The following is a 21611-nucleotide window of genomic DNA, read 5'->3' on the forward strand; positions in this document are numbered from 1 at the left end:
GTTGTTAGAAATTCACGTTTAATCCGAATACGAATAATTTGGTCATCGGGAAATTCTCAGACCCGCCTCTTTCCGGATCATATTCCAATCCGTTTTTGGTGTAGGTGTACAGGTTCTTTGCTGTCGCATACACTCTGAGGCTGCTGATGAATGTGCCTTGTAAAACTTTATCAGGAACATTGTAGCCCAATGACACGTTGCGGATCCTGAAGTAAGAGCCATCCTGGTATGGAAGCGTTGAAAGATAGAGTGCGCCGCCGTTCCTGTTGGGCCTGGGATAATCATTCGTTGGGTTTTCCGGGGTCCAGTAGCTTAGTCCGGATGTGGCCGGAGCGATGCCCTGCGGATTGAATCCATAACGATCAGCTCTGATCATTTGTCCGAATCTTGCAAAAAGGAATATGCTGAAATCGAAGTTTTTAAAACGAACGGTGTTATCAAAACCTCCGCTCCATTTTGGTCTTGGAGTACCGAGGATGATCCGGTCATTCTGTGAATCGATCTTGCCATCTCCATTCTGATCTTTTACACGGATCTCCCCTGGTTTCTGTCCGTAAGTTGCTGCTTCTGCAAGGTCTTTCGTTTGCCAGATCCCTACTTTTTCATAATCATAATAAACACTTGTCGGATAGCCGATGAACCAGCCATTGCCGATATCATTGCCGCCTGTTACCAGTTCAACAAATTCTTCTTTGTTTTTGGTGAATGTGAAGTTGGATGACCAGGAGAAATTGTTTGTTTTAACGTTCAGTGTCTGAAGCGTCACTTCAAAACCATGGTTTCTGGTTTTGCCGATGTTCTGTACCACCGTTGTTACGCCTGTTGTTGGCGGAAGCCCGCGTGATAATAACAGGTCTGATGTCCTGGCGTCATAGTAATCGAATGTACCTGTAATGCGGTTTTTAAGGATGCCGAAATCAAGCCCGATGTTTGCGGTGGATGTCAATTCCCATCCAAGTTCCTGGTTACCGACATTTCTTGAATATGTGTAAGCTGGTGCGTTCACATTATCCCATCCGAAGGCAAGACGCTGTAGCTGGCTTTGTGTTGAATAGATAAATGAGTTGCCAGGATCATTACCCGCAATACCGTAGCTCACTCTTACTTTAAGATCACTGAATGCATTTACGTTACGCATGAATTTTTCATCCAGTATCCGCCATGCGAATGCTGCAGAAGGGAAGAAGGTCCATTTATGACCTTGTGCAAGTTTTGACGAGCCATCTGAACGTGCTGTCAGTGTCAGTAAATATTTCCCCCTGTATCCGTAGTTGATCCGCCCTGCAAAAGACACGAGATCTGATTGAAGATAATCGGAACTCACTTTTACTTCTTCCGTATTATTCTCCATTGCGTAGAACAACTGGGAAGGGAGAAGCTGGTTCACGGCAGATGCATTCAGTTCTTCGTATTTAAAGCCAACATAGCTGGCGATACCTGTTACGGTCACCGAGTGGTCTCCCAGTGTTTTCTGGTACGTTGCTACGTTCTCCCAGTTCAGGTTCTGGCTTTTGCTGGTGTTGTATTGTGACTGTGATTTGCCCTGCAGGCCGCGATCCAGGGATTTCGGGGAGGCATAGATCCCGTTCCTGCTGGAGCCAAGCGATGCGCCGAAGGTGCTGCGAAAAGAAAATCCTGCGAAAGGTTTAACATCTACATATACGTTGGTGAGCAGGCGTGTGTTGGAAACATCATTCATGTATACATTGGGTTGCTCATCGGCGAGCGGGTTTCCTGTCTGTCCGTCGATCAACAGGAAATTGAAGTTGCCCGCAGAGTCGTACATCGATCCCAGGCCGCTTACTTTATTAGCCTGGTTCAAGGGGTCTCGTCTCACGCTTTGATCATAATATGTAAGCTGGCTTTGCATGCCTACGGTCACTTTTTTGTTTACGATATAATCAAGGTTCATGCGGCCGGTGTAGCGTTTAACGCCATCAAGTTTCAGCAGGCCTTTTTCATTGAAGTAGTCGAGTGACATATACGCTTTCAGTTTATCAGTGCCGGCTCTGAAGCCGAGCTGGTAATCCTGCTGAAGGCCTTTATGGAAGAGTTCTTTCAGGTAGTCTGTGAATATGCGGTTCTGCACAGCGTTCAATTCACCATTCCCTGCGAATGCGACGGGATCATCGGCGGGAGTGTTCCATTGTCCGGCTGCGCGAAATGATTCACGGCGGAATGCAACATATTCGTCGAAGCCCATTGGGCGTGCGTACATGGTCACGTCGGAAAGGCCGGCGTATGTATTAAAGCTGACTTCCGTCTTTCCGCTGCCGCCTTTTTTGGTGGTGATCAGGATCACGCCATTTGCGGCGCGTGAACCATATATCGCGGTGGAAGAGGCATCTTTGAGGATCTCCATCGATTGGATATCGTTGGGGTTGATATCCTGGATGCTCTGGTACTGGATACCGTCTACAACGATCAGGGGCGAGCTGCTGCCTGCAACCGAGCGGACGCCGCGGATGGTGATGGATACGCCGGCGCCGGCCTGGCCGCTGCTGCGTGTAATATCTGCTCCCGCGATCTTACCCTGGGCAGCTTCAAGTACGTTGGTAGAAGGGACTTCCCGGAGTTCCTCACCTTTAAGGGAGACAACGGAACCCGTGAGGTCCCGCTTTTTCACGGCACCGTAGCCGATCACGACTACCTCGTCCAGGCTGCCTGTGCCTGGCTGAAGTATAACTGGTATGGTCGATTTGCCGGCGACACTTACCTCGAGATTCTGGTAGCCGACATAGGAAACTACCAGCGTTGCATTCTTGCCGGATACATTGATACTAAAACTACCGTCGTCTTTTGTTAAAGTACTGTTTGAAGTACCTTTTTCGGTAATGGTTGCCCCGGATAAAGGCTCACCAACCGCGTTTTTGACGGTACCGGTAATCGTTTCGGCTTTGATACTACCAGCAGGCAACCACGCAGGAGTGCCGGCCGGGTGACCTGTATTACCGGAATGAGGATCTGCATTCGCCATCGCTTCAGCAGAAAAGATGAGTAAAAAGGAAAAGCCAAGGATCCTCGACGCAGCTTCGGTGATGGATCGCCGGGAGGATGGGCGCAAAGGATGCGCGAGTGGCTGACAAGCAATCAGTCGCATAGATTGGGGGTTTAAATATTTAAGGCAATGTGTAACCTGATCCTGCAATAATCGGATCAGCAGTCTTTAAGTATTTGCGGTATTGAACCGCCATTAATGGAAATTGATCTGTGTTAGTCGGGATCCATTTTGGATAGAACGGACAGATCGCGAATAAGGGAAGGCATTGATTTTTTCATACGCAGCAGTATTAAGTGAATAATCTGGGCGGCAGAAATTAAGTGAGGAGCCGCCGGCATCGTTATATATAAACTTACCCTGCTGCACGGGAGATGGTCTCCGATTTCTGGTTGAATACCTTCAAAAATTGGTGAACAGTTTTTTGAAGATTGATAATCAATGTAATTACTGGGAGGTGACCTGCATTTTCTGTGCTGAAGGCAACAGTGGCCGCTGCCATTCTCGCCTTATGCCGCGGCGGAGAAGGAATCTTCCCGCGTTTAAGATCGCTTAAAGGAAGCCGCAAGACAGCTTTGACAACGAAGAGACATGGTAGAGAGTATGCAGAGAAGATGGTTGGACTGTAGGTGCCGGGTAAAAGGTTTGTACAGTATTGGTACACTTACCGGCCGTTTTACCGGGGAAATTGTAGCGTATCGGTACACTATTTTTCAAAGTGACTCGTCCAAAATAGCTATACAGGTTAATTGTTAGCCATGCTTGTGGTTGTACAGAATTGCCCGGAGTGATCCGGGCAATTCTGCTATTTTCCTGTGTTAATAAACAATACGGCTCTATCGAGAAGTTCATCTTTCCCTGCCATCAAACCACCAATTGTTGGTTGCGCCTGTATGTCGATTTTAATACCTCTTCGCTGTGTGGGCGTTCCGTCAGGGTAGTAAATGCCCAATCCGCTGAATGAGATGGAATAACCGCCGGGCAGGGTGACCTCCGTTACGTTGCCATCGGCGCCGGCTGTTTGATTACCGATCACGGTGGATTTTATGGCTCCCTGGAACATCATGATAGAATATTCCGCCTGGCTCTGCGTGGTGCGGTCACAGAGGATGATCAGTTTTCCTTTGTATGGCGTTTTGCCGGAAGGCATTACAGTGAAGGCTGACTTGAGTGTTGACTTATCCTCCCCGCCACGTAAATAGTTATAGTCAACAAATGGCTTGTCGAATATTACGGCAGTCCTGACGGAGTCCGTTAATCCAGGCGCTATTGACCAGGCTGTTCCCTGCGGGTAGTTGCGGATATCCATGATCATAGCGCGGGTACCGGCGAATGCGCGCATTGCGCTGTCTACAGTTGCCGGGCGCAGATTACCCATATTAATGTATCCGATATTACCGGGAAGGAGTTCTGTTGTGCTGTGCTTTTTATTGAAGTCGGCAAATCCCCGTCCCAATGGCCAGCGGCCGTTCCTGTTCAGTTTTACGGTGAAGTTCCGTTGTCCGCGACGAAGGGAGATGGTCGTGGCAGAGTTCAGCGGACCGACGGTCAGGTAATTGGCAACATCGCGCTGATAGGTATTTTCATTGCTGGTGGGAATATACGCGCGCCATTGAGCTTCCTGTTCTTTGATCGACAGTCCGTCTATGCTGATCACTTCGTCACCTGGTTGGATCTGGCTGAGGTCCTGCGAACTGTCTTTCACCATTTCAGTGATATACACTTTGCCACGAACATATCCCATCTGGATGGGTGGCCAGGCGCCATAAAATTTACGTGCGGGCGTTGCAGCGCGTATCGTTCCAATAAAGCCATGGCAGTCCTGTGTTTCGCTGGCAAGCGCGCGGATGGCAAGCATATAGGAAAGCGAGTCGTTAGCGTTCAGGAAGACGGGAATGTACCTGTGGAGTACAGAATCCCATGAATGATCCAGTTCGTGTTTATAGGGAGAGAAATACTGGATGGCATTCCAGAAGTTATATAAACCGAATAAGCGTAGTTCGGCTGAGGGCACCAGCGTGTCAGCATAGCGGGCCGGTTTTGGAGCTATAAAATCAGCTGCTGCTGCCGGTGCTTTCAGCGTTTGTTCCTTTTTGTCAGTGAGCAGTGTGATGGCCTGTTGTACAAAACTTCCTTTCATCGATGTATCGGTAATGCGATCGATGAACAGATCGGGTGAGGGCAGGGCTTGATTTCCGGATAATTGAAATTCATTGATCCGAACCTGAACGGCAAGGTCATCTGTCAGCATCAGTCGCTCGGTACTGCCGCGGGGCTCTGATCCCGCGGCTCCTTCGAAGATGAGCTTGCAAAGTCCGGCAGACCTGAGCACCCAAAGTTGTTTCAATATTTCGATGTCTGTATATCGATTATAAATGATCGCGACAGGTTTGCCGATTGGCGCGTTATTACCTTTCCCGGAATAGTTCCCGGCGGCGGTGGTTTGAAAGCCGCTGTTATAAATGTTGGGAGCGTTGGACGATTGCGATACAAATCCGTTGTGAATGATCCGTTTTTCAAAAACAGCGGGAAGTTGTTTGTTGCCCGCGAGTGCGCCGAGGAGCTGTGGCATTACATCATAGATAAAACCAGCTTCCGAATAAGGTTCAGCCGTTTTTGAGCTGCGGATATCGATCACGATCCCTTTGGCGTTCGTCCACTGTGCAGGCATCAGGCCGTGGATGGAGGAGGGGTCTTCCAGCTGATTTGCGGACAAAGGAGGGAAGGAGATAAAAAGAATATCGCTTGCGGGAGTAAACACTTTTGGAGCGGCGTTTTCGGGAGAGAACAACAGCGAGGGTGAGGTTGTATGTTCAACAAGTCGTGAGTCAGGGTCTCCAGCTGTTGTAAGCATCTGCGCAACCGCATTCCTGAACCCTTTTGCAGATGCATCAGTCAGCATGAGCCGCAATGCCTGAAGGGCAATGCTGTCTGTAACAACGGTTCCACTATTTACTTTCGGGTTGAAATAATGGAGAACTCCCCATAGCCTACCGAGATCAGTAAACCGGCGGACCTCCGCGGCAGAACGCTGCTGGCCGGCAGACACCTTCTTCTGCAGGTATTTTTTTGGATACAGGACAGGAGATTGAGCGGAAACGATGGTTGATGTTGACAGCAGGATCGCAATGGCTGCAGTGTTGATCGTGGACCTGAAAAGAGATACATGGTTCATGAATCTAAACTACGTTTTCCTTTGGAGAAAACATTATCGTCTTGTAAAGGAATTGGTGAAGCCGCAGCCTGGTACCTGGCTGCCCTGGGTTTTACCAGTGCTGAAATCCTGCGTGGAAGGCTTGCGATCAGTAGCCTGGTGATGCCTGATCGGGCGGTAAAAAGTGAGATCGTTCTATTAATTCCCTGTCAGTTTAAATTCCCTGAAGAAACGCCATATCTCCAACCGGGCATCAAAATCCTGACACACTTTACCCAGCAGACCTCCCTGTTTATCGGATCCGGGCCAGGTATGCCCTCCGCCTGTGATTTTGATAAGCTCTACACGGTGTCCATTGATGCCGCCTGAATAAACAATTCTTTCGGCCGTGCATTTATCGAGGGGCGTTGCATCTTCAATAGCGGTGACCTCCGGTTTGGTACTACAATGGTTCTTATCCCGCCAGAATTGTAATATCGCTTCAATGCCGATAGCGGATGAGCTGCCTTTATATTTATTGATCGGATCTTTTGTACCATGGATGTGAATGATGGGAATGGGGTTAACCGGTTCGCAATCTTTATACATACTGACAGACATACCACCAGCTACACCACCGACCGCAGCAAAGCGTTTGCTTTTGCATCCAAGATAATAAGCCATGAATGTTCCGTTCGACATACCCGTACAATAGACCCGCTGCTGATCAATGCTGAACCGTTTGGCCAGGGTGTCGATCAGCGCTTCCAGGAACCCCTGATCGTCTACAGTCGAACCCATTACGCTTCCAAAGTTCCAGAAACGCTGTTTGGTGAGTCGCTCTTTTGTTCCATCGGGGTGAACAACCAGGAAGCGTGCGGTATCTGCCACGGGTCTGAAATCGCGGTTTGATTCCTGGTATTCTTTATCTTTCCCATATCCATGCAGGTTGAAAAGTAAGGGCACAGGCTGCCCTGGAATATAGGAGGCCGGAACATAAACAGCGTAAGACCGGTTGATGCCGCCATGAACAAAGGAGCCTTCAACCGTTTGCTGCGCCGGAACTTCGCTTGATCTTACGAGGTATGCAATGATCAGCAACAGTTTGGAAATTCCATTCTTCATAGACCTAAAATACGATTTCAGAAGATTTATCGGAGGTATTGTTTCGGCATATTGTTGCTGTCGCTGCGGGGAGTGGAGTCGCGGATTTGGTGTAGTAGTTTTTCTACAAAAAAAATAGGGTGATAAACTACGGGCAATACAGACGTATCCCCTTAAATTTGATATATGCATTTGCCGTAATTCATTTTTCACCGTTCAACATTTGCCGTATGAAAAATTGGCGTCGTTTTTTTCAGTGGATCTTTATTCGTCACCTGGCCGCGTTTGAGGAGGAACTTTATCCGCAGGCCGTCCATCAGCCAGGTCCGTACCGCGAAGTGTTACGTTGTTCATTGAACCGGCACTTCAGGGTAGCACTTCCTTCACAGCCATACTTACTGGCATTCGATCCCGGCTATGAGTTGATCCTGGAAGATCTTTGTTCCGAAGGATGGATCGTTGATCTGAAGGCGGATGCCAGTGGCGATCTTACTTATGAAATCGCTCCCGGTCAGGACGCCATTGTTGCCCGTGCATAAGGATCTGCGATGATCGATCTGTCAGGCAGATCAGTTAAATGAAAATGCCCTGGTATCCTGCAAATGGAATTTTGTTATTTACAGATATTTTCCTGATAAAAGAGGCCGCATCAACCGATGCGGCCTCTTTTATTGGCGAACCGCTTCATTTGTTTCCTGGATCTTGATGGAGCAGGAGCAAAAGTGGGCGATGAGTTCTTCAGCTTATGTTAGCGATCGTCTATTCATCGCTATAGTTCCGTTATTTTCCCCGGAGATGTTGTGTTTTTCCCATGGATTCTCTTTTGCCTAAAGCGATATTTACCACAGAGAAATTTCTTAGTCACCGTCATTTTCAGGACTGGTGGAGGAGGGCAGTCCTGAAAAGGGCGGTGCGTTTTTTTATTGCATCTATGATCAAAAAAAGGAAGAATGAGATAGGAAATGTGGAATTATACAATTGAAAAGTGGGCGACGACAGTCAAACGCAGCAATGCGGTTGCTGTCGTATGCCCATTTCTGCCCAGCGCGCGCGGCGGTGCATGAATCAGCGTGCGCGATCGCGAATGGATCGTAGCGCGCGGCGGGAATAGAAGCCCGGTCCCCGGGACTTGCCAAGCCTATGGTGAGATATCAACCTTTGAAACCTTTGCAAACTATAGAACCTGTGAAACTTTCAAAACCTCAAACCTCACTCCTCCAACTTTTTCTCCTGATTGAATGAGTCAGTGTAGCTATGTACCTCGTTGGAAGAAAATACATGTATGACGAAAATCATAGCTGGTGATGATCGTTATCCGGAATTGACCACGGGGCCATTCGTAACATTGCTGTCAGAAAGAACAGGTTTGATCAGCAGATGCTAAAGCCCATCATTATGCATGTAAAAAAGGATATTTCGCAAATAGAAGACATAAAGTTACTGGTAGATAGTTTTTACTCGGCTATCAGGCAGCATGAATTACTTGGACCTGTTTTCAACCGTATCATCCAGGAGCGCTGGTCAGCGCATCTTGAAAAGATGTACCGGTTCTGGCAAACCGTTTTACTGGAGGAGCATACGTATTATGGCAGTCCGTTTCCCCCACATGCTAAACTGCCTTTGACGCGCGAGCATTTTGATACATGGCTAACGATATGGCGCAGCACTATTGACCGGTTCTTTGCCGGCCGTATTGCGGAGGAGGCTAAATGGCGTGGAGATAAAATGGCCGCCATGTTTCTTTCAAAGATCGAATATTTCAAAAGCCGTCCGCTGAACATTCTATGAATGGAACGCCGATCCCCAATTGCCGTTGCCTGCCGTTACGAGTATCGGCGTTGTAGCCGCGATCAACTTTATGGAAGCCTGACTGAAAATCAATGTCGTTTAGTCTAAGAGATTTTCCTACACTAGCTCGATGACCGATGACCGATGGCCGAGTGCCACATTTGGATGGAAGCTATTTCCTGCTAATTGGTATAGGGTATTGACACTAGTAGGTAGATGTATTTTCGGCCAACGGTCATCGGCCATCGGCCATCGAATGACCTTTCGGGAAAATCTTTAACTAATCATGCTTTAGCATTCTGTTTCCAGGATAAATGTTCAAAAGAAGTTGCTGATCATTTTTGGAATAGCTGTACTGCTGCTGGTCGTTCAAACAGCCTGCTTATTGCCGGAATCTCATGCCCGTGCTGACGTAGATGTGAATAGTGGTATACCAAAACCTTCAGATCTGCACTTCTGTAATGCAGGTATGGAAGCTATTGAACTTATTTATTTTTTTATTACAGGAATTATGTTTTTTAATCCAATCATGAAGATATGTATATCCATCCCCAAACGATCGTAGGCGAACTGGTTGCGAATGATTATCGCACAGCCTCTGTCTTTAAGCGTTATGATATTGATTATTGTTGCAACGGCAACCGGAGCCTGGAACAGGCTTGCGAGAAAGGTGGCATTGATGTAGATGTGTTGATCAGATCTCTGCAGAATATACCGGCTGACATGCTGAGCTCCGTCGCAGATTTTAATAGCTGGCCGGCGGACCTGCTGGCAGATTATATAGAGAAAAAGCATCATCGGTATGTCAGGGCGAAACTGAAGGAGATCGCCCCTTTGTTGAACCACGTCGCGAAAGTACATGGTGATCTGCATCCTGAATTATGGGAAGTGGAGGGCTTGTTGAGCGAAGCGGCATTTGATCTGGTGGATCATCTTGAAAAAGAAGAGCGCGTATTGTTTCCGTTTGTACGTAGAATGGTTGAAGCGGGAACGGAGGAAGTGCATGCGCCATTTGGCCGGGTAGAGAACCCGGTGAGTATTATGATGCATGAGCATGATCATGAAGGAGAGCGATTTCGCCGGATCTCTGTACTTACCAATAATTATACGCCGCCCGGGGATGCATGTAATTCGTATAGAGTCATCTTAAGGATGCTGAAAGAATTTGAAGAAGACCTGCATCATCACATCCATCTTGAAAATAATATTCTCTTCCCCAAGGCTATTGCCATGCAGGAGCAGGCGAAGAAATAAAGCGGTCCGGTATTCTGCGACAAGCATCTGTCCGGGTCTTGCGAATACGCTTCTTGCAGGGAGGCTTATTGGCCTGACCCGGACTTTGTTTTTAACAGTGTTAAGGTGCTACACCGGATCGTTATTGGAAATAAAGTATTAATGCTTTGGAGGATGTACCATTGCTCAGGGTTACATTGGAAATGTTATACGAAACCAGGTACGCGAGATTATAGCTGGGCATGGAGGAGTAATTTGGGTTGAAAAAACCGTTTGAAATGGTCCAGGTTGTTGTGGCCTCTGCAGGGAACTGTCCCGGAAACTGGCCAATTCTTGTTGCGAAAACTCCGGAAATATTATTCTTTTCCGCAACAGACCTGATCTCGTTTGCGGTTTGTTCGGCAGGTGAGACTATAATGGTTTCTTTTTTGCAACCGGAGAATGATAGCAGGATCGTAAGCGACAATAGAACGGGGTAGAGTACATTTCTGAGCATAGGTGAGGTTTGGGTTGAGACAAACCTCGCAAATGTTTGCGAAAAAAAATATTGGCACTGCCTGTTTTAACAATAAATAATGCTGACCTAAGAGTATACTCTGGTATTTTGATTTTAAGATTGCTGTAAAACGGGTTCTTCAGGTAAACTATATCGCAATTGACGCTCCATGAAATGATATTCCTGGCAGGTGATAGTGGAACACACAGCAGTTCCTGTGCCTTTATTTTCTACAGGCCGAGCACAGATCTGTTCAATGGGGCGACAAATAATACGGTGATCTTCTGCAGCTTTCCCGCTGAACAGACCTGTAAGCTGGTCAGAATTGTATCGATGTGTTGTCTTCAGTAAACACCTTCTAATTTCAGCACCCACGCATATCCTCCTGAAGGGAGGCTCGGGTGCAGGTTCAATCCTTCGATCGTGCACTTGCCGCCTTTGTATGAGTAACTGATCTTCTTATTGCTGCCCAACAGGCTTACGCGTGAAGGAGACTTAGGAAGATCAAATTTAATAGCCTGTGCTTGTGCTGCGGTCAGGAACACGTACAGGTCTTTTCCTTTCTGTGTGTAGGAGATTCCGTTGGATGCGGTCAACGAAGCAGCTGTTGTGCTGAAAATAGCCTCTCCGTTAATGTTCAGCCAGGCGCCTATATCTGCAAGCCGTTGCTGCATGATCACGGGAATGGTTCCGTCGGCAGCTGGTCCGATATCGAGCAGGAGATTTCCTCCCCGGGATACTTTCTGGATCAGCATATGAATGAGCGCATCTGATGTTTCATAATCCCCGAGGTTTTCATTTCTATTGAAGCCAAATGATCCGCCAATGCCGCGGCATTCTTCCCAGGGATGGTCAAACTTCTTTTTGGTAGCATCTTCGTTGTGAACGATATCGTACTCTGTAGTATAGTAGTCGCCGTGTTTGCCGCGCGTTTCCTTTCCCCAGCGGTCATTTACCACTACGGAATTTTTAACCGGGCTTTCGTTGTAAAGCCATGCAAGGAATTCAGGGCTTTTCCAGGTGGCGCTTGGATGTTCCCATTCGCCATCAGGCCATACTATATCAGGTTTGTACCGCGTTACCAGATCTTTTAACTGTGGCATCATATGTTCATCTACGTATTTGTTCACGTCGCTTTTGTACAGTGGATTAAACCATTCATACAGGGAAAAGTAAAATCCCATGTGCAACCCTTTTTCTTTCACTGCGGTGGTAAGATCGCCGGCAAGATCACGATGCGGACCTACATCTACCGAATTCCAGTTCCATGATTGATCGCTTGGCCATAGCGAAAACCCGTCATGGTGTTTGGAGGTCAGCACCACATACCTTGCTCCTGAATTCTTAAAGATCTCAGCCCATTGCTGCGGATCAAATAACTCCGCTTTGAACTGCGGTGCGAAATCCTGATACTTTGTATTGGGGCCGTATGCATTATTGTGATACTGGCGAAACGCCTTACCCACTTTTGAACTGTCCGTTACCAGGCGGTTCCAGTACCATTCGGAATACTTGGCATAGGTAGCATAATCTTTTCCGACAGGAGCCCATGCGGGAACCGAATAAACGCCCCAGTGAATAAATATGCCGAATTTGGCATCATTGAACCATGCCGGAATGGGTCTTGTATCCAGCGATTTCCAATCGGCCGAATATTTCTGCTGTGCGGTTGCTTTCAGATGGCTTATTGCAAGCACGATGAAGATGATAAGGGTGGACCTTATTCCTGGATTTGTAGTACGTTTCATATGTGAATTGTTGTTCAATATAAGATAGCGCCAATATACATGGCTTTTCCTTCGTAGAGGCTCCAGTCTTTTACCACGGTGTTCCGTGTTTTCAGAATTGCAGCTTTGTCCACAGGTGTTGATGATAGTTTTACAGTTGCCGTATGTTTGCCCTTATGCAGACCGGAGATCAGGAAGTAGTTCAACCTGTAGTAAGTGCTGAAAGCATCGAACCTGGTGATGATGCGCGGTGGCTGATCGTCGATAGTGATTTCAATGGCAGAGGTTCCCGGCCCCATTATATCGGCCATTCCGAAGCGACTCCCTTTAAAGCTGACTGTTAAGCTTGCGTCCGGGGATGCTGTCGACTGAACTTCTGGAAGCAGCGGAAAGTATTCCTTTCCTTTGGTCACAGAATCTGTGAATTGCCAGTTACCGTTGAATTTTATCTTTTTTGAAAGGTCATACATTCCGGCATTGCTCCAGTTGTTTGCCTCCATTGCAGCGGGCATTGAGTGCTTCTTCCGGGTGGAGTTGGTGTTCAATGCGGGAAGATTTTTTGCAAGTACTTCGGTATAGATCTTATGTCCGGTTTCGGGCAAGGGATGAACGCCGTCGATCGAAAACAGAGGGGCTGCATAGGTGGAGTCTCTTTTGCCAAGCATCAGCATTTTCCCTTTATTGATCTGGTCGATCACCGCCAGTCCCATGTGTATGCTGGGAATGGAGTAGTGGTCGGCTATTGCCTCCATGGCAGACACAGAGGAGGGGAACAGGCCTTTTTGTAAGGCTGGAAGATTTTCGTTTGAGAAGGTATAAATGAAACAGATATCTGTTTTGGGTTTTGCCTTCCTGATCTTACGTACGATTCCTTCCATTGTTTCCCTGACAAACTGCATGAGCATGCGGTTATCATTCACAGCAAACTCTACAAATACCAGATCGGGGTTATGGTCGATAACGTGTTGCTGAACGCGGCATGCACCAAAGTCCGAACCGGTACCACTAACTGCCGCCATGATCTCTTCAAAGCCGGCGGATGGGTATTGTTTTTTCAGCCATGTCATTACCTGGTCGCGGTAACCATTTCCTGCCCTTGTAATGCTTCCTCCGAGGAATGCAACCTTCACTGCTTTGCCTGTGTTTACCCGGGCAAAGAAATGAGGCAGCCCGTTTCTTATGGTCAGCTCTTTTGCTGCAAGCAGGGAATCTGCCTGTGCGTTTGCCACGATGGTCATACCGGTAAAAAGGATGACCAACAGGAGTGATAGTGGGAGTAGTTTTTTTATTGGTCTTGTTAAAAACATGCTCAGGGTTTAGTCTTTAAGAATTTGTTGATTGCGGCATACCATTTTGCGGCGATCATATTTGCTCCGGCGCGATTTGGGTGCACTTTGTCATGAATGGTATACGTGTTCCAATCCCATTGATCCTGCTGATCAACGAATATTACTGAAGGGTCATTCATTTCTTTTACCATGGAATGAATGGCGGTGTTCAGAGCCGGGATGTATTCATACTTGGGTAGTTTGCCGGCCGTGATCACTGCGGCAACAAAAATGACTGCGGCCGGTTTTTTTTCTTTGATGGTTTGAATGATCTTTTTCTGCGCATTGATGATTCCATTGACCGGTGCTTCTTCTATGAAATGATTATGCCCCGAATGAAGCAATATGAGATCGGCAGGGAAAGAAGTGTATACACTGTCGATGATCTTTGCGAGATACTCTGCTGTTTTTCCACTGAAGCCTGAGTGATACAGCGTGTCTCCTTGTTGTACAGACCTGCGTGGTCCAATGAAGCGGATTTTATGATCCGATCGGGAAAGCATTGAATCAAGCGGAAACAGATAGGAAAAGAATTCCGGGCCTCCTTCTGTGATGGAGTCCCCAAGACCCAGCAGGGTGAGCTCTTTATCTTTGGAAAGCTTTTTTCCCGGGGAACATGCCTGCAGGGTGAGTGCGATCAAAACGATGCAGCAGGTTCTTATTGATATAGTCAAAATGGTTCTGTTCATTTGCATCAGTCGTTGATCGTTTGTACTGGAAAACTGATCCTGCTGCCATCTGTTCTAACGGCATTTATTTCAAAGGAAATTTTGTCTTTAACAGCCGGTAAGATCAGGTCAAACTCAAAAGGGTAGGTATTGTCTTCTATTGTCAGCCATTCCTTGCTGTCGTTTAGCCTATATCTCAGGTTGCATTTTGTCCATTCCTTCTCCGTTTTATTGCAATAAGCATAAAACTTAGCCAGTCGATCGGTGGGTTGAATGATCATCGCTGTGGTTGCTGCTGTACTGTCTTCGTTTGCTTTGATACGCACAAAACGGTTGCTGTTTGATCCGGTGATCCGTTGTGTTTGTTTTACGTCTTTTCGCTCCTGATAAATGTCTTTGATCCTGATACAGGTAAACCCTCCGGCAGGTAATGTTATGGATAGTTCTCCGTTTTTTAATATAGCCTTTCTGCTTGTGCCGTTTTCTTTGTACTCTATAATACTGTAGGGGCGTCCTGCAGACCAGCCAATGACATCCCTGTTCAGCCTGATTTTTTCTGTGGTAATCTTCTTTGCAGTATTGGTAAAGGCAATAAATATGTCTTTGTCACTATGGCCCATTATGTGATTGAAGGCTGTTCCGTCTGATTGCAATGCATGAGTGGGCATCCAGAGTTGAATGCTGTCGTTACCCATCATGCTTCCTTTTTTTGCACCGTATACATTGCTGGTGAGAAAGGCATATCCGGGGGCATAGGTGGCCGGGAAGTTGATCTTTCCTTTCGAGCGGAAAAAGAAATCGGATACAAGAAAGTCCATCAGCAGCGTAAGATGTGGCCACAGGTGGTTATAGAAGATGGCATTATATTTCACGTCATGGAAAGGGTGCAATGGATAGTCGAAGCGTTGATACACGTCTGTATGAAGGGAGGTGAAATAGTAACCAGGGAAATTTGCATACCGGCCGACGATCGCATTATAGGCAGCGTTACGCAATAATGTATCATTGGAATGATAGGCAAGACGCAGCAGCCAGGCTGCGTGATGTGCGAGCATGACAGGTCCGAATGCGTAGGTATTGGGTGCTTCCGGTACGAGACCGTTCAGGGAGGTCTGCCAGGCTGGGACAGTCATTTCGGGTACATAGCTTGTTTCATTCATTGGTGCGAATGGAGAACCTTCAATAGCGCTCACTCGTCGTCCCGGGAAGATCCCCTTTACTTCACCGTCTTTGTTGATGGTGATGTTGCCGGGTGGGGGAGACGGATTGCTTCTTGTCCAAAGCAACAATTGTTTGGCTCCCGTTAGGGCAGCCTTCAGAAATGTTTCATTATTGGTCTCCTGGTAAAGTTCATACAGATCGTAGATGCGATATCCGTAATCCGTAGTGAAGCCAGCTCCTTTGTCCCTTAATCCCGGAGAATCGAAAAATGTGGACGAATAACGCTGGTAAACCTGCTTCAGATAGTCGTTAGCTCCATCTATCGCTTTCCGCAGATCGTCTTTTCTTTTGTACATCCTGTATCGCGCCAGATAGTCCTGCCAGCTTCCTCCGCCGGTTTCAGTATTCATGTTCAGTTGCCTGCTTTTCCCGAAGAGCCTGTCGGCTTCAATGGAAAATGCAGGAGTCTGTCCTTTGGTCAGTTCATTCAGGCCAACCAGTTCTCCTATATCCACGCAGGGGCCGTTCAGCAAGTGTGAAGGCACCTGTGCCTGGTGCGCAGAGTCGCTGGTTGAATAAAGAAACTTTTCCCTGCTCATCACATATTCGATCATCGGCAAGGCTCTTCTCTGCATGATCTCATCACTGCCGGTGATCATTGCGATACTAAGCGGATGCAAGGCGGAAACGTTTTTTACCGTGCCCGGAACATCAAACTGATAATCGGATGCTTTCAGCTCTTTATTCCAGCCACTGTAAACGTCATTCATTGCAAAGTCCAGCATATTGTCCAGCGTTCCGTTCAATGAAACTTTATTATTCTCACGTTCATTTCTGTATCTGAATATAGAAGACAACAGGAAGGAAGTGCCTTGTTCCCAATTGCCGGGATACAGCAAATAAACGAGAGAGAGCTTGTAATGATCGCCGGGACGCATCATCGATTTCTCCGTACCGGGTAAAGGGGAGAAAACGGTTGCCTGTGCTTTGCCCTGCGGGTTCCTGATCGCCATTCCGAACAGGCTGTTCCCTTTCGGGCCGTCTGCGGGGAATACGGACCAGAACTTATTATCAGCCTTGCCTGCATTATTCCATTGTGCGGCGAGTGCGTAGCGGTAGGGTATATCATCAATTGAAACAGCAAGCCCTTCGCTATAGCCATGATGGTTGGTAAATACGGCAGCGGTGTTGGCATACGCTTCTTCCGTTAAACCAAAGCGACTGGGGAATCTTTTCCAGCTCCATGTCAATGGCTGGTATACAAAGTCAAGCGCTGAAGAGTCTACTGATGGCATACCTGTAAATCCAATGGAATAATGTCCCTGCCGGGCGGCAGTCAAACCCATTTCAAATAATGGTGCCTGTTGCGATGGATCGAATTTTACGGTCAGGGATACTTCTCCTTCCGGTTGCTTGCCAAAGCTGAATAAAAGCTCGTTGTTCTTTTGTTGAACGGCAGTCGCCTTTAATGTGGTACTGCCCAGTTCACCGATGTCCTGAATCAATCCTTTGGAGGTGTTCCAGGCAACTACGCCGGGCTGGCCGTCCATGGCCACTCCACGCAAAGCCGGATGATCTGTTGTAAAAACAAGTTGCAATTGCGGTACTATTTTCCTGCTAATACCACTTGCTTTATGCGTGATGTTAAAGGAAAAGTCTTTTTGCCCGCCGGCGCTGATGGATACGGTATAATAGCTGTTCCGGATCATTTGCGCCCCACCATTAACACTGAAAATGGTCAGTATTATCCAGCAGGATATTCCTTTTATAATATTTTCCCTTTTACCCTTAGAGAGTACTGAATACTTCATGTGTTTTCAAGTTGTTCGCAGGTTAAGGTTTAATGGGTAGATGCTGATCTGTTTATTTTGCTGAGTCTATTATTCAACGGGTTCTATTTCTATCAGGCGCATTCCGTAGGCGTCAAGATCAGCCCTGAAGTTGAAACTGCTTTTCCCTGAAGCTGCGATGGTTGTTTGCCTGCCGATCGTGTTCAGTATATTGATCTCTTCTTTTGTAAAGTTCTTTTCATACCTGTCAGCGCCACGGGTCAGCGGAAGGGTCTGGTATTTATCCTGCGAGAGGATCCTGGCGACAGCGGAATCTTCCGGCGTGCTGTACCATTGCGTGATCTTCAGTTTTGTATTTCTGAATGATGACGGAAGATCTTTCAGGATGATATCTATATCGCGGTAGTTCAATGGCCTTGCTGCGCTATAGAAGATCGAAGGAGAAGTGCAGTAGATCAGTATGCTGATCTTTTTATCTTCTTTTGTAACGATGGAATGCAATCCGTAGCCATGGTTGTCAACTGGTGTTGCCGATGACGGGATCTTCCGATCGCCCAGTTTATTCCGGAGCAATAATCCTTTTGCATATGTTGACAACACATTCTGCTTCCCATAAGTTAACAAGGCAAAATGCCATCCGGCACCGCTTACCGGGAGATATTGTCCATGTTCGCGCTCGTAGTATTCATGAAGGGCGGTCGTGAAAGAAGCCATTGCGGCTTCCTTTTTCATGGCGCCCTGCAGGTCGCTCAGGTCTTCTATGGTGGAAGGCTCCGCGAGACCCATTTCATCAACCAGTACGGGGATATCGGGATCAAGTCCGTTCTTTTTTAAGATAGTTTGCAGGCTGTCAGTGAATCCTTTTACCATAGATGGATAATTTCCTGGAAAAAGATAAGTGTGCCACGCAATATAATCGAGGCGTTTTAATGGTGATGCATCTTTGCTGTATCTTGAAAGAAAGCCATTGATAAATTCCCAGCGGCTGTTAGGATTATTACTGCCAAGACCGGCTACTTTGAGCTTTTCCGTGGAAGGCTGCGTTTTGTTGAACTCACCCACTGCTTCGTACAAACATTTAAAGAAACTGTAGTGCGCATCTGCATGTACGGAAGTGTTGGTAATATTGTCCAGCTCATAAGGCATTTGAACGATCTTAAGCGACGGGCAGATCTTTTTGGCAAATCGAAGTGTTGTCAGGTATCCCTGCCTGATGCGATCCCATTCCGCGCCCGGTGTGCCGGTTGGAGGTAATGCCAGTTGGCCCATCCTGCTGTATTGCTTATACATCTTTACAATGGGAGTGATCTGCAGGTCGAGCACAACAGTGTCTGCATACATGCCGGCAGCTTCGAGCCATTGTGTCAGGTAAGGAAGTTGGGTTGAGTCGAGCTCTGCGGGGTTGTCTATTTTCCAGGGAAGGTAGTGGTGTTGATAGCGGAATAAGGAGAATTTCTTTCCCAGGGCATTCGTTACCGATTGTGCCATCTCTTTGATCTGTGATGTGGGCTTTCCATATTGAAAGTCTTTCACGGGGTTGCCGGAATAAGCCATCACGCGAAGTTCACCTCTGTCCCGCTTTTCTGGTTTGCCGGAGAGCGATACTTCTATCGTTCCTTTCGTCATTAATTTATTGGCGATCTGTGCTGTATTCAGATTCCACTGGCGAAGCCGGTCATCGTGCTGCGCCATGATCGCGGAAGCAGAATCTGCGGGTATATTGAATTGTGCGGCCAGTAGATAGGGGTCTTCTTTTGAAAGGTCTTTGTATACAGAACCGATCAGCATGCCTGACTCAACATCCATGTGTTTGGTATTGGAGCTGAATACAAACGATTGCCGGGCTCCATAGGACAGCATTTGGGGGTATACGCGGATATGCATCAGTCCTGACACAGATACAATTGGTTTTTTTCCTGCGGGACTTGTGATCTTCAGTGCAATGAAATTGACCTTGAATAAACCACCGGTAAAGGTAGTTTGTTGTTGAGGCCGGAGTTTGCACACGATCGTTTCTTCTTCTTTTCCTTTTACTCCCAAAGAGAAAGCGAGGCTTTCTTCCGAACCGATCGTATACATAAATGGAATGATGAACGAAACCGGCGTTCCGGCAGCAGAATAGGGAATGAGCTCACTGGTGCATTTGATCTCGCGGGCATAAGGTGAACCTCCTCTGAAAAGCAATTGAACGCCGTGTATGGTGGTATTATCCCAGGTTTTGTAACCATGCGACCATAAGGTTCCGTCATACCAGCCAAATGTTCCGCGTGCAGCATCTTCCTGAGCGGTGGGAGAGTCTTGCGGGAAGGGATATTCGCTATAACCGAAACGCCATTTGAAAGTGATCTCCTGGTCGCCGCGGAGGTAGACAGGTGCTGGACCCTGCGCTGCTCCTTCTATCGTGAATAAAAGCAAAAGGAGGCCGGATATATACCGGAATAAAAGGAAACAGTTCTTATGATTGCTCATGCTCATCATTCACTTAAAGATGGTTGTTTTCCGGCAGTGTTTGTACGCTCACCGATGCTTCGGTATATTTTTTTACCAGCACAATGGCAGCGATCAGTGTGATCAGAAGGCCGATGGTTACCGCTACTGCCCCGTTATCCGCGATGAAGCCGAGGATGGAGATCCCTAACCCGACAGCAAGTGTGCTCCATGCGATCACCTGGATGCCAAAGCGGTTTTGCCTGATCGCTTCGGGATCGCGGCTCACCAGCAATTGTTCGCCACTTGCCTGCATGAACGGAATGTCTTTCTTTTGGAAAAATGCATACACTTCGTATGCTATCAGCAGCAATAACGGAAAGCCGACACCAACAACCGTTTCCATTGTTCTCGATAAGGTAATGCCTAATGCTGCTTTTCCAAATACTTTAAAGAACAGGCTAACGATCAAAGAGACAGCGGAGATCGTAATAAGCGAGGTAGCTGTTTGCCTTCGGGAAAATAAGGAATAGATCACCGGGGCGAATAAGCTTCCGCCGGCAATTGCGGCCGTGCTTAATACTACTTCTACAATTCCGCCTGCGGCAGGAACAAGAATCGCCAGGTAGACCGTACCGGCGCCAAAGAGCACGGTGAACAATCTTGCTACCAGGATCATCCGTTTGTCAGATGTGTTTTTGAAAAATACGTCTTTATAGATATCCTGTGCAAAAATGATCGCTGCTGTATTGATGGTAGTATTTGCTTTGCTTGCGGTAGCTGCGATCATACCGGAAAGTACAATGCCGATCAATCCTGCAGGTAATACTTTCTGGCAAAGCATCATGTAAGCACCTTCTGCACTCGCTCCGTCCAAACCGGGATTGATCACGCGGTAGATCATCGGAGGCAGCATCCAGATGATGGGTGCAATCAGATAAAGTCCGGCAAAAAGATAGGCGACCTTCTTTGCGTTCCGTGTAGAAGAAACGGATGTATAACGCTGCACATAGCTCCAGTTCCCCGCGATGTATACCACCTGGTACACAAAGAAAGAGATCATAAAACCGATGCTGTATTCACTGTTCACAGGCTCAAAGAAACGTGGAGGTGCTTTTTCAAGAAAGCTTGACATGCCGCCAACTTCTGCCAGTGAAAGTGGGATAATGATGATCACGGCTGCAGACAGGATCACGAACTGTACCACGTCTGTTGCCAGCACGCCCCAGAGGCCACCGCCGGTTGTGTAAATGATGATGGTGATACCTATGACGATGATGCATGCTTCCAGTGAAAATGGCGTGGCGACATAGACGATCTTCCCGACGGCGTATAATACGGCGGCGGTGCTGACAAGGCTGTACAGCAGGATCATGTAGCTATAGTATTGTTTCGCGGTCCTGCCGAATCGTTTGCCCAGGTATTCTGCGGCTGTAGTGGCTCCGGTTTTCTTCCATCTTGCGGCGATGAAGAGTGCGGTGACGAGTCCGCTCAGGCACATCGTGAACTGTATCGCGTTTGCTACCAGTCCATATCTGTAAGCGATCGATCCCCAGACGACAAAGGTGGCTGCGGAGAAATAGGAAATGAAAAGTGAAAGACCATTGATCCACCAGGGAGTGGCGCCGCCTGCTTCAAAGAACGACTTGGAGCTTTTACTGCTTTGTACAGTAAACACCAGCCCGATGACGACCATCAGGATGGCAAATACACTCATTACGACAAAATCGAGGTTGCTCATAGTTTTAACAGGCACGC

General features: G+C 47.4%; 14 protein-coding genes. 4 read left to right on the forward strand and 10 right to left on the reverse strand.

Annotated features, from left to right (window positions below; all coding sequences use genetic code 11):
* Positions 1-4: 4 nt before the first annotated feature.
* Positions 5-3100, reverse strand: a complete 3096-nt coding sequence (locus LZZ85_RS03695) for a SusC/RagA family TonB-linked outer membrane protein (protein WP_237868593.1) — start codon at positions 3098-3100, stop codon at positions 5-7.
* A 703-nt stretch (positions 3101-3803) separates the two neighbouring features.
* Entirely contained in the window at positions 3804-6173 is a 2370-nt protein-coding gene (locus tag LZZ85_RS03700) for a S41 family peptidase (protein ID WP_237868594.1), read from the reverse strand.
* Here LZZ85_RS03700 and LZZ85_RS03705 point away from each other — a divergent pair.
* Entirely contained in the window at positions 6172-6315 is a 144-nt protein-coding gene (locus LZZ85_RS03705; RefSeq protein WP_237868595.1) for a hypothetical protein, read from the forward strand. The genes LZZ85_RS03700 and LZZ85_RS03705 overlap by 2 nt on opposite strands.
* 35 nt (positions 6316-6350) lie before the next feature.
* Here LZZ85_RS03705 and LZZ85_RS03710 read toward each other — a convergent pair whose 3' ends face one another.
* Positions 6351-7256: a CE1 family esterase gene (locus LZZ85_RS03710; protein ID WP_237868596.1), complete on the reverse strand. Its 906-nt coding sequence runs from the start codon at positions 7254-7256 to the stop codon at positions 6351-6353.
* Between the two features lie 209 nt (positions 7257-7465).
* Here LZZ85_RS03710 and LZZ85_RS03715 point away from each other — a divergent pair, with 209 nt between their 5' ends.
* The 3 genes from LZZ85_RS03715 to ric all read left to right on the forward strand — a co-directional run bounded on the left by LZZ85_RS03715 (position 7466) and on the right by ric (position 10277).
* Positions 7466-7774 carry a hypothetical protein gene (locus LZZ85_RS03715; RefSeq protein WP_237868597.1) on the forward strand — a complete coding sequence of 103 codons (309 nt, stop codon included), beginning with the start codon at positions 7466-7468 and terminating at the stop codon, positions 7772-7774.
* Positions 7775-8630: 856 nt separating this feature from the next.
* Complete coding sequence (locus LZZ85_RS03720) at positions 8631-9023, forward strand: group III truncated hemoglobin (RefSeq protein ID WP_237868598.1); 393 nt, start codon at positions 8631-8633, stop codon at positions 9021-9023.
* 537 nt (positions 9024-9560) lie between these two features.
* Positions 9561-10277 (forward strand): iron-sulfur cluster repair di-iron protein, encoded by a 717-nt coding sequence (ric, locus tag LZZ85_RS03725; RefSeq protein ID WP_237868599.1) that lies wholly within the window; start codon positions 9561-9563, stop codon positions 10275-10277.
* A 121-nt stretch (positions 10278-10398) separates the two neighbouring features.
* On the opposite strand, the gene LZZ85_RS03730 is transcribed toward ric, so the two are convergent.
* The 7 genes from LZZ85_RS03730 to LZZ85_RS03760 all read right to left on the reverse strand — a co-directional run bounded on the left by LZZ85_RS03730 (position 10399) and on the right by LZZ85_RS03760 (position 21594).
* Positions 10399-10752 carry a hypothetical protein gene (locus LZZ85_RS03730; protein WP_237868600.1) on the reverse strand — a complete coding sequence of 118 codons (354 nt, stop codon included), beginning with the start codon at positions 10750-10752 and terminating at the stop codon, positions 10399-10401.
* Positions 10753-11096: 344 nt separating this feature from the next.
* Positions 11097-12500, reverse strand: coding sequence for an alpha-L-fucosidase (locus LZZ85_RS03735; protein ID WP_237868601.1), 1404 nt, complete (start codon positions 12498-12500; stop codon positions 11097-11099).
* 14 nt (positions 12501-12514) lie between these two features.
* Entirely contained in the window at positions 12515-13786 is a 1272-nt protein-coding gene (locus tag LZZ85_RS03740) for an SGNH/GDSL hydrolase family protein (protein WP_237868602.1), read from the reverse strand.
* Positions 13787-13788: 2 nt separating this feature from the next.
* Positions 13789-14496, reverse strand: coding sequence for a GDSL-type esterase/lipase family protein (locus LZZ85_RS03745; RefSeq protein ID WP_237868603.1), 708 nt, complete (start codon positions 14494-14496; stop codon positions 13789-13791).
* Between the two features lie 5 nt (positions 14497-14501).
* Complete coding sequence (locus LZZ85_RS03750; protein ID WP_237868604.1) at positions 14502-17447, reverse strand: hypothetical protein; 2946 nt, start codon at positions 17445-17447, stop codon at positions 14502-14504.
* Positions 17448-17516: 69 nt separating this feature from the next.
* Positions 17517-19895: a hypothetical protein gene (locus LZZ85_RS03755; protein ID WP_237868605.1), complete on the reverse strand. Its 2379-nt coding sequence runs from the start codon at positions 19893-19895 to the stop codon at positions 17517-17519.
* A gap of 13 nt (positions 19896-19908) precedes the next feature.
* Positions 19909-21594 (reverse strand): sodium:solute symporter family transporter, encoded by a 1686-nt coding sequence (locus tag LZZ85_RS03760; protein ID WP_237868606.1) that lies wholly within the window; start codon positions 21592-21594, stop codon positions 19909-19911.
* Positions 21595-21611: the final 17 nt, after the last annotated feature.

The sequence above is a fragment of the Terrimonas ginsenosidimutans genome (genome assembly GCF_022012415.1).
GTDB lineage: Bacteria > Bacteroidota > Bacteroidia > Chitinophagales > Chitinophagaceae > Terrimonas_A > Terrimonas_A ginsenosidimutans.